The following is a 12366-nucleotide window of genomic DNA, read 5'->3' on the forward strand; positions in this document are numbered from 1 at the left end:
GGAAGCCAAATATCAATGGGGAATGAGGAATCGGGAATGGGGAATCGGGCATAAATCAATTCAAACTTCAAAATTCAAGAATTTTGGGGAAAAATCTCCCCTACTCCCTATTCCCTATTCCCTACTACCTTCTACTATGGACGCTGAATAATGCTTTCCAGTACCCGACGTTTGGCTTTGGGGTCGATGCCAATTAACCGCACGTATTCGCCGGCATATTCCGCTAAGGCAGATTCTACAGCCGCGATCGCCTCCCTTTCGGAATTAGCCGCAATTGTCCCGCAACTATTCCAAGAGCCTGTACGGAAACGTCGCTGGTCTACGTGTTCTAAGCTTAGTTTATACCCACCAGCCAAGATTTGCCGGATTTGATCTACTACTTCCCCACTTAAACGGGTAGCGGTAGCTGTTGCGCTAGCTGTTGCGCTAGCTGTTGCCGTTGGCGCACTAGCAACCGTTCTGTGGCCATTGCCAGAGGAGACTACTTGGCCGTTCGGTCTTTGGATAATCGATTCTAGGACACGGCGTTTAGCTTTGGTGTCAATCCCAATCAACCGCACGTATTCGCCCTGGTGACTGTCCATACATTCTTCCAAAGCTGAGACAACGGCATTAGTAGAAGTTGCTTCGATGGGCTTGCAGCTATTCCATGAACCAGTGCGGAAACGCCGCTCATCTACGTGTTCTGTACCAATTTTGTAACCACTTGCTAGCAGTTGGCTAATTTGTTGTACAGTTTCTGCCGAGAGTTTACCACTACCAGAGCCGTTACTACTGTAGCTGGCACCATTACCGTTGTTGTAACTGCCATTTGTCTGACTAGCAGGAGCTTTGAAGCCGGTCGCACCTCCCACTACACCATCGGGACGTTGAATAATAGTTTCTAGTACCCGACGTTTACCTTTGGGGTCAATACCAAACAACCGCACATACTCGCCACTGTGGTCTGTCAAACAAGATTCCAACGCTGCCACCGCTTCGCCTACGGATCTGGCTTCAATTGGTTGGCAGCTAGTCCACGCACCTGTGCGGAATCTTCTTTGATCTACGTGTTCTGTACCAATTTTATACCCTTGGTCTAATAGATAGCGTACCTGATCTATGGTTTCTGCACCCAAGCTGCTTGCCACTTCACTACTCCTTTCTAACCCATTAACTTTATTAGTTGTATAAGATTTAACTTGTTCATTGAGAAGCGGAGAAATACACTTGCTATCCGCAGCACAAAGATATCCAGTCCGCAATGCTTGATTAATGCCAATAACATGATGTGCAAAATCCTTGTCTTGGGGTTGCACATCTGGCAAGCGATCAGCTTGCTTTTGGGTAGTAATGATCGCTCCTGAAGGAACATACTTACCAGGGGGAACTTCTACATCCTTAATTAAAGCGTGCATCATCACGATGCAGCCTGCTCCTACTCTGGCATTAAATACCGTCGAGCGAAAACCAATAAATGAATTATCCCCAACATAAGCCGGCCCATGAATCAATGCCATGTGGGTAATAGAAGCATTTTTACCCACCCAAACCGAGTATTCTAGGCCGTCATCGCCCATTACTCGCCCTTGCTCTAACCCATGAATAACTACACCATCTTGAATATTGGTATTTTCTCCAATATGAAAAGGTGTACCTTCATCGGCTCTGATGGAAGTTCCTGGAGCAATAATGACATTTGCACCTATCCGAACATCCCCAATAATGTTGGAAAAAGAATGTACAAATGCGGTCTCATGGATTTTGGCTTCTGCTAAATTTCTCGACCACGGGGTTGGGGGTGCCGCCGTGCTGCGGACTGCCATTGCGAGATTCCTCCTAAATTAAGCTTATTATCTGGAGTCCATAGTCTATAGACCTTGACTATTGACTAATGACTACCTATATTGGTCTTTTTTGCTGTAAATGAGACGATCTTCCAGGTGAATAGTATCAATTATCGCCACTACTGCTGCATCTAATGGACGCTGTTCATTACCCAGCACTTGACGAGCAGCACTACCACGACTAATTAGTACCCACTCATCTACTCCTGCACCAACGCTATCTGCTGCTACCTCATACTGTTGCAGGAGGTTTCCTTCTTCATCTACTAATTGCAACAAAAGTAGCTTCACACCTCGAAGACTAGGATCTTTCTGTGTGCTAACTACTGTGCCACGAACTTTGGCAATTTGCATTATGAATTACGGTCTTCTACCACCAAAGGGACGAATTGCATTCACATTTTCCCGGAATTGCTCTACGTCTTCTGTATATCGAATTGGGAGAACATATTCCAAGTTCTCATGAGGACGAGCAATGATATGAGTAGACAATACTTGTCCACCGTTAACCCGCTTGACAGATTCCACACCTGCTGCTACTGAAGCTTGAACTTCAGACACATCTCCTCTAACAATTACTGTCACCCGACCACTACCAATTTTTTCGTAGCCTACTAAGGTGACTCGCGCAGCTTTTACCATCGCGTCTGCTGCTTCTACTACTGCTGGAAAGCCCAGCGTTTCTACCATTCCAACTGCAATTGACATCCGTTTGTTTCCTTGATCAAATTTCTCGCCCTGGACTTAAGTGATGCTCAAGAAGGCAACCCCGTTAATTACTTTTTTTTAATCAGCTTTTAGGTACGGAATTGTTCCACAGCTTCTGTGTAACGAATCGGTAAGACGTATTCTAAGTTTTCGTGGGGACGAGCAATGATGTGTGTTGAGACAACTTCACCACCATTCACTCTTCTGGCTGCTTCAATCCCAGCTGCTACTGAGGCTTGTACCTCAGATACATCTCCCCGCACAATTACTGTAACTCTTGCACTACCAATTTTTTCATATCCTACCAAAGTTACGCGCGCAGCTTTCACCATCGCGTCTGCTGCTTCTACTACTGCGGGAAATCCCTTAGTTTCAATCATTCCAACTGCAATTGGCATCCCAGAACTCCTACAAAAATTAATCCAATCAGTATTGTGGTGTGAAATTTTGGACGGGGAAGCTCATCTTGAGCTACAAAAACACTTCCAAACTAAGCATAGGAAAGCTTGGCATCTCTGGCAATATAAATTAGTATAATAGTTTATAATTAAAAAGTTTAAAAAAACTTAACAAAATTTTGTACTTGTGTTCTGGGCAATCAAAGTTCATTGATTTCTAGAGCAACCACTTATGCTTTATAATTTTTTTATGACATTCATAGACAAATATTGATAACCAAGACAAATTATGTCTGGGGGGAATAGTAACAGGCTGTAGCTTTTGCTGTCTCTGTCTTTCCTCAATCTTCTATTTGAAACCAAAAGTGTCTAAACAATATATAACTTTTTCTTATAAGTCATATAAATTTATTTGTAGAAAACCGTAACATACATTTTTGCCAAAGATATAGATGTAATCAGAACGAATGTTTTTGAGTTAAACGCCTGTGTTTAATTAAAGGTTACTAAAGCTAACTAAGTAAAACATAGGCATTAAACTTGAAAAATTAAGAAAGTTAAAAAAAGCGTAGTTTTTGGCAAAAGTGATTATTTTTAATAAATGATTATTGTAAGAGTTTAAAAAAGATTAAGGCTGAGTCATCAAGGGAAATCTAAATGAATCAATTTCTATTTGCAACGAGTTGGTGTGTCCCTTTATATAGCTTGCTAGGCGCACTTTTAACATTGCCGTGGGCAATAGGAATAATTCGCCGGACAGGGCCAAGACCTGCGGCCTACCTCAACTTGTTGACGACCCTTTTGGCTTTTTTGCATAGCCTATTGGTATTTAAAGATATCTGGAACAGAGAACAAGAGAATTTAGTCGTAACTTGGTTACAAGCTGCGGATTTAAATTTATCTTTTGCCTTGGAACTTTCACCAGTCAGTATTGGGGCGACAGTATTAATCACAGGGCTGAGTCTACTGGCTCAAATTTATGCCCTGGGGTACATGGAAAAAGACTGGTCTTTAGCTCGTTTTTTCGGGCTAATTGGATTTTTTGAAGCCGCATTAAGTGGTCTAGCCATTAGTGATTCCTTGTTTCTCAGCTACGCATTGTTGGAAGTGCTGACCCTTTCTACTTATTTGTTGGTGGGTTTTTGGTATGCTCAACCTTTGGTAGTTACAGCCGCCAGAGATGCTTTTTTGACTAAGCGCGTGGGAGACTTGTTGCTGTTGATGGCTGTGGTGACGCTTGCCACTATAGCAGGTAGTTTAAACTTTTCTGATTTATATGAATGGACACAAACAGCACAGTTAAATTCCTTGACGGCGGCGTTGTTGTGTTTGGGTTTGATTGCTGGCCCGGCTGGTAAATGCGCTCAATTTCCCTTACATTTGTGGTTAGATGAAGCAATGGAAGGCCCGAACCCAGCTTCTGTGATGCGGAACTCCTTGGTGGTAGCTGGTGGGGCGTATGTGTTGTATAAATTGCAGCCAATCTTGGTAATATCGCCATTTGTATTGAATGCTTTAATCATTATCGGTAGCGTCACAGCAGTGGGAGCTAGTTTAGTTTCTCTCGCACAAACCGATATTAAGCGCGCTCTATCCCATTCGACAAGCGCATATATGGGTTTGGTGTTTTTAGCGGTGGGATTAGAGCAAGGAGGAGTAGCTTTGATGTTGCTGCTGACTCATGCGATCGCTAAAGCATTATTATTTATGAGTTCTGGCTCTGTCATTTTTACCACCCACAGCCAAAACATGACCGAAATGGGCGGTTTATGGTCGAAAATGCCAGCAACTACCACCGCTTTTGTTGTCGGTGCAGCCGGAATGGTCACACTTTTACCACTAGGTAGCTTTTGGGCAATGCTAGCCTGGGCTGATGGTTTAGTCCGAGTCACCCCTTGGGTAATTGCCATTTTAACCATAGTCAACGGCTTAACCGCCTTAAACTTGACCAGAGTATTTAGATTAGTATTTTGGGGTCAACCACAACAAAAAACCCGTCGCGCCCCGGAAGTAGGCTGGCCGATGGCTTTCCCAATGGTGACACTCACAATTCTGACTTTACTACTACCCTTAATGTTACAGCAATGGTACTTACTACCAACGTGGGAAAGTATTGATTGGTATGTAGTGTTAGTGTTGGTGTCTTCTACTGTCACTGGCGTAGTTATCGGGTCGATTATTCATCTGCACAAAGCTTGGTCTAGGTCAAACATGATGGCTTGGCGGATGGTACAAGATTTATTGGGTTACGACTTTTATATTGACCGGATTTATCGCCTCACCGTAGTCAGTGCTGTAGCTATGTTATCGAAAATTTCCGCTTGGAGCGATCGCTATTTAGTTGATGGTTTAGTTAACTTAGTCGGTTTTGCAGCCATATTTAGCGGACAAAGCTTACGTTACAGCGTTTCTGGTCAATCCCAAGCTTATATGTTAACCATCCTAGCAGTTATCAGTGCTTTGGGATTTTTCATCGCCTGGTCATTAGGCTTACTAGATCAATTGCCTTTTTGATAGTGCTGAGTGGTGAGTGCTGAGTGAAGAATTATCTTATTTCCCCAGTCCCTTCCAGTCCCCAGTCCCTAGTCCCCTTGCTCATGTTTGCTTATGCTAAGTGCCTTAATTTTTGCCCCTTTATTGGGTGCGCTATTAGTTGGTTTATTACCTGCTGGCGTGAATGGGAAATTTTCCCGTAGTCTAGCTTTGGGGGTGGCGAGTTTCACTTGTGTGTGGTCGGTGGTACTCGCTAGCCAATTCAATCCAGGGGAAGTTAGTCAACAGTTTACAGAGTTTCTACCCTGGATAGATGTCTTGGGATTAAATTATAATCTAGGTGTAGATGGCTTATCTTTGCCATTGCTCGTGTTAAATGGGTTATTGACTGCCATAGCCATCTATAGCAGTGATGAATCTCTGCAACGCCCGCGATTTTATTACTCTTTGATTCTGATTTTAAGTGCTGGAGTCAATGGTGCATTTCTCGCCCAGGATTTATTGCTATTCTTCTTGTTTTACGAGTTAGAATTGATTCCCCTGTATCTGTTGATAGCCATTTGGGGCGGTGCTAGACGGGGTTATGCAGCTACAAAATTTCTGATTTACACTGCTGTTTCTGGGATATTGATTTTAGCTAGTTTCCTCGGCTTGGTGTGGTTGAGTGATGCTGGTAGTTTTGCCTTAGCATCGATAAACGCTAAATCGCTACCCTTAGCAACACAGTTGTTACTGCTGGGGGGAATTTTAATTGGTTTTGGCATCAAAATGCCTTTAGTTCCCTTGCACACTTGGCTACCAGATGCTCACGTTGAAGCTTCTACACCGATATCTGTGCTACTGGCGGGTGTGTTGTTGAAGTTGGGAACTTATGGCTTATTGCGGTTTGGGATGAACTTGTTACCGGAAGCTTGGGGGTATTTAGCCCCTTGGTTAGCAGTTTGGGCTGTGGTGAGTGTATTGTATGGTTCATCTTGTGCGATCGCTCAAACTGATATGAAGAAAATGGTAGCCTATAGTTCAATTGGACACATGGGCTATGTCTTACTAGCCGCCGCCGCCGCTACACCATTAAGCACCTTGGGCGCAGTCATGCAAATGATTAGCCACGGTTTGATTTCTGCCCTGATGTTTTTATTAGTGGGAGTTGTGTATAAAAAAGCTGGTAGTCGTGATTTAAATGTAATTCGTGGACTCCTAAACCCAGAAAGAGGGTTGCCTGTGATTGGTAGTTTAATGGTACTAGGAGTGATGGCTAGTGCTGGAACTCCGGGAATGGTCGGCTTTATCTCGGAATTCATTGTATTTCGGGGAAGTTTTGCAGTTTTTCCAGTACAGACTCTGATATCCATGATTGGCACTGGATTAACGGCGGTTTACTTTTTAATTCTGCTTAATCGTGCCTTTTTTGGGCGGTTGTCTGAGCCAGTGATTAACCTACCTAGAGTTTACTGGAGCGATCGCGCACCTGCAATTATCTTAGCTATGCTAATTGTGATTTTCGGTATCCAACCCACTTGGTTAGTACGTTGGACTGAACCAACCCTGACAGCTATGGTAAATGTAGAAAATCCAATTGCAACTGTCTCTCTAGATAAACCCAAAAGCAAAAGCTAAATATCATGTATTTGAAAATTGGTAATTGATCATGGGAAACAACCCACGATTACCAATTATCAATTACTAAACATTATTAAAAACTATATTTTTACTATTTTGGAGAATTGACAATGGTAACAATTAAAAACAAACAGAATAATCATCCATTAGCCGAATATATCGAACGTCTAAAAGCTGGACAGGCTTTATTAGCAGACAGTCCAGAGAATGTCTTAGAAGTGGTGGGGATTCTCAAAAGCTACGGCGTAGTTTTAGATGCTTATTCTAAGAATTTAATTTATATAGCAGAAAATCAATTTTTAGTATTTTTCCCATTTTTTAAATATTTTAATGGGGAAATAAGTTTAAACAAATTATTTAGCCATTGGTGGCACGACAGAATCAATTTTGAATACGCCGAATACTGTATGAAATCCATGATGTGGCATGGTGGAGGCGGTTTAGATGCTTATTTAGATACTAAAGAATTTCAAGAAATAGCGCAAGCAGTTATCAAAGCGCAATTTGTAAATAATCCCTTGATATTGGGATTAAATCAACTATTTCCCGACTTTTTAATCGAACAGTTACGGGTGTCTTCTTATTACAGTGGTTTAGGACAATTTTGGCGAGTGATGGCTGATATTTTCCTTAATTTATCAGACCGCTATGACCGAGGTGAAATTAAAACCATTCCGCAAGTTGTAGACCATATTAAAGCCGGATTGGTAGCGGATGCGTTAAAGCCAATTACTTATTCTGTGAAAATTAACAAAACAGTTTATGAAATTATTCCTAAAAGTTTAGGGTTGACTTTTTTAGCAGATACCGCAGTACCTTATGTAGAAGCAGTTTTCTTTAGAGGGACTCCATTTTTAGGAACAGTTTCCTACAATGCCCAAGCTTATCAAATTCCACCGGATCAAGCGCGATTCCAGTATGGGGCATTATACGCTGATCCTTTACCGATTGGTGGTGCTGGTATTCCGCCTACATTGTTAATGCAGGATATGCGCCATTATTTACCAGAGTATCTGCATGAAGTTTATCGCCGCAGTCCCAGAGGTGAAGATGATTTGCGGGTGCAGATTTGTATAACGTTCCAAAAATCGATGTTTTGTGTGACTACAGCCGCAATTTTAGGCTTAATGCCTCATCCTGTGGATACAGAAGACCCATCTGAGCAGAATGCTAACCTAGTTTATCTGGAAAAATGGATGGATAGATTTACAACATCACGATTGGCTGATGTTAATAGTTAAGGACGAGAAAACAATTATAATTTTGTATTAGCTGTTAACAGAAACATCGCCAATGCAACGCGATCGCTATCAAAATCTTGATTTGATTCAGCAATTAGACCCAGAACGCGACCATTGTCAAATTTATCATTTGATGAACGGTTATGAATTTCCCTGGGATATAACGCGCTCGTTGGAAGTTGCACTCATGCGAACTTACTGTATTCCCAGCATTTCTAAGTTATTGAATCAAACAGGGGAATTTATTCATCGTCCGCAGAAACGCTATGATGATACAAGCATTATTGTGGTTGAGATTGTCAAGTGGGGATATGATAGCGATCGCGGTAAACAAGCTTTGGAACGGATGAACGCTATCCACCGCCGCTTTAAAATTGATAACGCTGATTTTCTCTATGTGCTTTCAACCTTCGTTTATGAACCTATCCGGTGGAATGAGCGGTTTGGTTGGCGGTTGATGTGTGAACAAGAAAAATTAGCAGCTTTTTACTTTTGGCGAGAAGTAGGTAAGCGGATGGAAATTCAAAATATCCCGGAAACCTACGCCGAATTTGAACGCTATAACCTAGACTACGAACGCCAAAACTTTCATTATTCTGATACTAATCGCCGTGTAGGGGAAGCAACCCGTGATTTATTTTTGAGTTGGTTTCCTTGGTGGATGCGATCGCTCTTAACACCGTTCATCTATGCTTTACTAGATGATACCATGATTAATGCTTTTGGCTTTCCCCATCCCTCGCCCTTACTGCGTTCTACTGTAGCCAGCATTTTGAAATTGCGTGCTAAATTTCTGCGGTTATTACCTCCACGCACTCAGCCGGACTTTTTTATTGACGCACCTATCCGTACTTATCCCAAGGGTTATGAGATAGGGAAACTAGGGCCAGCAGAGAACATTGGCAAGTAGTTGATTATTATACTTCTGGTTCAACACCGAGCGATCGCAATTGAGCCATGAGGCGTTCAGCCCGTTGACGTTCTTGTTCGGCTCTTTCCTCACCAGTTAATAACAAATTACCCTGTAAATCCCACCAACGTAACCAGGGTAATTGCATATTCTGATATTCTCCCTGCCAGATACCTAACTCAACACCTAAAGGATGTATGGCATAATGTCCCCGTTCATTTGCGGGTAAGAGTTGATACTGTCCTTCAATCAGGTGATAAACTTCTACACTAGCTTTATTGACTTCATAAATACCATAGAAGGGCGGACGAATTACTTGCTCATAGATCCAAAATTTACCCTTCCAAGGAGTTTTGTCTCGTTCCTCACTACCATCCCCAGAGACAAATTCTAAAACAATCAACGGGGCAATAAACTCGCGCCATAACACGTAAGACCTACGGGTTTGTCCATCTAACAACGGTGGTACATTCGGGACATAAAACCAGTCGGGTGCTGCTGCGCCTTTTTCTGGCGGTTCAGTCATGCGCCAGTAGATTCCGCTATCTTGACCTATACAATATTGCCCATCGGGATGGCGTTGTTGCAATATCGGTTTAATCGAGTCAGTAAGTAGAATGCTTTGCGGATGTTCCTGAAAGTTTTTGCCTCCGGCACGCTTCGCGAACACAAATGTACCATCGGACTCTGGTAGTTGCGTATGGTCGGGAAATGGGGTGAGGTCGGTGACTGGATTTGCAGAGGTCATAAAGCTACCTTTGCAGGGATAAGGGTTGTTTTTTTAGTTTAACAATCAAAGGGGAGGAGGGCTATACCTAGGGTTTTGCTAGCTTACCCACTCCCCTGTCAACTCATAAATGGCTTGCTGAAACTATTTCACAACCACCTGATGAACTGGCGCAACACCAGCCAAATCTAAAATTTGCGGAATCAAATCTTCCCGCTTCACCGCCATGACATGGACACCATGACACAATTGCCTAGCAATTTGCACTTGTTCGGCGGCAATTTTCACGCCTTCCTGTAGGGGGTGTTTGGCTTTCGCTAACCTATCAATGATATGGTCAGGAATATTGACACCAGGAACCATGCGATTAATAAATTGAGCATTTTTCGCTGATTTCAACAGAAAAATTCCTGCTAAAATCGGTTTATTATGGGCAGATGCTATCTTGTCCATGAACTTATCTAGTCTTTCAAAATCAGTTATTAACTGACTTTGAAAAAACTGCGCTCCCGCTTCAATTTTACGTTCAAAGCGACTTTGCAAACCTGACCAACTGGTACTTTGTGGGTCTACGGCTGCACCTGCAAATAAATCTGTTGCGCCATCTGTTAAAGGGTTATCGTTGCTATCGACACCTTGATTCATTTTGCGAATCAGTTGTAACAGTCGCACAGCTTCTAAATCAAACACTGCTTTGGCTTTAGGGTGATCACCTGCTTTTACTGGGTCGCCAGTTAAAGCTAAGATATTACGAATACCTAGCGCGTGCGCCCCCATGAGGTCAGCTTGTAAACCAATACGGTTGCGATCGCGGCAAGCAATCTGACAAATTGGTTCAATCCCATGTTGCAACAAAATCACTGACGCTACCAACGAAGACATCCGCAACACAGCACGGCTACCATCGGTAACATTGACAGCATGAACCCTCCCCTTAAGGGTCGCCGCCATTTCAATCATGTGTGCTGGATTTACCCCTTTCGGTGGTGCTACCTCGGCGGTAACTAAGAATTCTCCCGCTTGCGCGGCTTTACGAAAATTGTTCAATGTGCTATAGCTACAGCTATGGTGATGTTCCATAACGTTTATAAGTGGTTTCTCTTTAAGGGTATTATGAATCACACCTTAAAGGGAAACATTGGGGAATGGGGACTAATCAATTCAAAATTCAAAATTCAAAATTCAAAATTCAAGAATTGCTTACTCAACACTCCCCACTCAACAATCAACAACAGGACTTACGCAACTGGCATAATAGTAGGGTGCGTCAGATATCAACAATCTGTTTATTGACATTATTTAAGCAGTCTGACGCACCCTACAAGACACTCAACAATCAACAGTCAACATTCAGCAGTCATAAAGGCATCGAATAGCCTAAAGCTGCTTTTACGTCTCTTAAAGTTTGGTTGGCTATGGCTTCGGCTTTTTCGCGACCATCACGCAACACAGACTCTAAATAGCCTTTGTCGTCCATGATTTGCTGATATTTCTCTTGAATGGGTTTCAAAGCATTAATCGCTGTTTCTGTCAACAATGGCTTAAATTGTCCCCAGCCCATATCTTGACACTCAGTCGCTACTTCTTCCTTAGTCTTGCCAGACAACAACATATATAATGTTAGCAAGTTGTTACACTCTGGGCGTTCTGGGTCGTCAAAAGTTAAACCCCGCACTGGGTCGGTTTTACAACGTTTAATCTTATTCGCAATTTGGTCTGGTGGATCTAAAAGATTAATCCGGCTTAACTCTGAAGGATCAGATTTTGACATTTTGCGTGTCCCATCTGTCAAACTCATTACCCTCGCGCCTTCCTTACGAATTAAAGGATCGGGAAGTTTCAACACAGGCTGATCCTTAGCAAATTGATGATTAAATCTATTGACAATATCCCGTGTTAGTTCCAAATGTTGTTTTTGGTCTTCACCCACTGGCACTTTATCTGCTTGGTATAGCAAAATATCAGCCGCCATCAGCACAGGATAAATTAACAAGCCAGCACCCACATTTTCGCCTTGCTTGACTGCTTTCTCTTTAAACTGAATCATGTCTTGCAGCCAATTCAAGGGTGTGATGCAGTTGAGTAACCAAGCAAGTTCACTGTGGGCTGAGACATGGGATTGAATAAAGATGTTGGAATATTTTAAATCAATACCACAGGCTAAATAAAGTGCAGCAATGGTGTAACTATCTGCTGCCAATGTCGCTGGATTATGCGGTACTGTAATTGCGTGTAAATCTACGACACAAAAGAAATTATCATACTGTTCTTGGATTTCCACCCAGTTGCGAATTGCGCCTAAGTAGTTACCCAAGTGTAAATTACCAGTTGGTTGAACTCCAGAAAGAACACGCTGCTTACCCATAAATTACCAGTTTATTAATCTCAAATGCCCACCGTGTAAAGTGGCAATGGCAAAACACCTTTCATTTTGACATTTTCC

General features: G+C 42.5%; 11 protein-coding genes. 4 read left to right on the forward strand and 7 right to left on the reverse strand.

Annotation, left to right across the window (positions count from 1 at the left end):
* Nucleotides 1-134: 134 nt before the first annotated feature.
* From A3775_RS06175 to A3775_RS06190, 4 genes are all read right to left on the reverse strand, one after another.
* The gene (locus A3775_RS06175) at nt 135-1805 is read right to left on the reverse strand and encodes a ribulose bisphosphate carboxylase small subunit (RefSeq protein WP_066376573.1); all 1671 of its coding nucleotides are present in this window, start codon (nt 1803-1805) and stop codon (nt 135-137) included.
* Between the two features lie 72 nt (nt 1806-1877).
* Nucleotides 1878-2180 (reverse strand): EutN/CcmL family microcompartment protein, encoded by a 303-nt coding sequence (locus A3775_RS06180; RefSeq protein WP_066376574.1) that lies wholly within the window; start codon nt 2178-2180, stop codon nt 1878-1880.
* 6 nt (nt 2181-2186) lie between these two features.
* Entirely contained in the window at nt 2187-2534 is a 348-nt protein-coding gene (locus A3775_RS06185; RefSeq protein ID WP_015111750.1) for a carbon dioxide-concentrating mechanism protein CcmK, read from the reverse strand.
* Between the two features lie 89 nt (nt 2535-2623).
* On the reverse strand, nt 2624-2932 hold the full coding sequence (locus A3775_RS06190; RefSeq protein ID WP_010995042.1) for a carbon dioxide-concentrating mechanism protein CcmK: 309 nt from the start codon (nt 2930-2932) through the stop codon (nt 2624-2626).
* Nucleotides 2933-3589: 657 nt separating this feature from the next.
* Between A3775_RS06190 and A3775_RS06195 the strand changes: the two genes are divergently transcribed.
* The 4 genes from A3775_RS06195 to A3775_RS06210 all read left to right on the forward strand — a co-directional run bounded on the left by A3775_RS06195 (nt 3590) and on the right by A3775_RS06210 (nt 9196).
* Nucleotides 3590-5446 (forward strand): NAD(P)H-quinone oxidoreductase subunit F, encoded by a 1857-nt coding sequence (locus A3775_RS06195; RefSeq protein WP_066376576.1) that lies wholly within the window; start codon nt 3590-3592, stop codon nt 5444-5446.
* A gap of 93 nt (nt 5447-5539) precedes the next feature.
* Nucleotides 5540-7042, forward strand: a complete 1503-nt coding sequence (locus tag A3775_RS06200; protein WP_066376578.1) for an NADH-quinone oxidoreductase subunit M — start codon at nt 5540-5542, stop codon at nt 7040-7042.
* Nucleotides 7043-7155: 113 nt separating this feature from the next.
* Nucleotides 7156-8286, forward strand: a complete 1131-nt coding sequence (locus A3775_RS06205) for a CO2 hydration protein (protein WP_066424248.1) — start codon at nt 7156-7158, stop codon at nt 8284-8286.
* Between the two features lie 52 nt (nt 8287-8338).
* The gene (locus tag A3775_RS06210) at nt 8339-9196 is read left to right on the forward strand and encodes an oxygenase MpaB family protein (protein WP_066424250.1); all 858 of its coding nucleotides are present in this window, start codon (nt 8339-8341) and stop codon (nt 9194-9196) included.
* Nucleotides 9197-9203: 7 nt separating this feature from the next.
* On the opposite strand, the gene A3775_RS06215 is transcribed toward A3775_RS06210, so the two are convergent.
* From A3775_RS06215 to trpS, 3 genes are all read right to left on the reverse strand, one after another.
* Nucleotides 9204-9944 carry a Uma2 family endonuclease gene (locus A3775_RS06215; RefSeq protein WP_066376584.1) on the reverse strand — a complete coding sequence of 247 codons (741 nt, stop codon included), beginning with the start codon at nt 9942-9944 and terminating at the stop codon, nt 9204-9206.
* Between the two features lie 123 nt (nt 9945-10067).
* On the reverse strand, nt 10068-11003 hold the full coding sequence (locus A3775_RS06220; RefSeq protein ID WP_066376586.1) for a methylenetetrahydrofolate reductase: 936 nt from the start codon (nt 11001-11003) through the stop codon (nt 10068-10070).
* A 277-nt stretch (nt 11004-11280) separates the two neighbouring features.
* Nucleotides 11281-12288: a tryptophan--tRNA ligase gene (gene trpS, locus A3775_RS06230; RefSeq protein ID WP_066376595.1), complete on the reverse strand. Its 1008-nt coding sequence runs from the start codon at nt 12286-12288 to the stop codon at nt 11281-11283.
* Nucleotides 12289-12366 lie beyond the last annotated feature (78 nt).

The organism is Anabaena sp. 4-3, assembly GCF_001597745.1.
Classification (GTDB): Bacteria; Cyanobacteriota; Cyanobacteriia; order Cyanobacteriales; family Nostocaceae; genus Trichormus.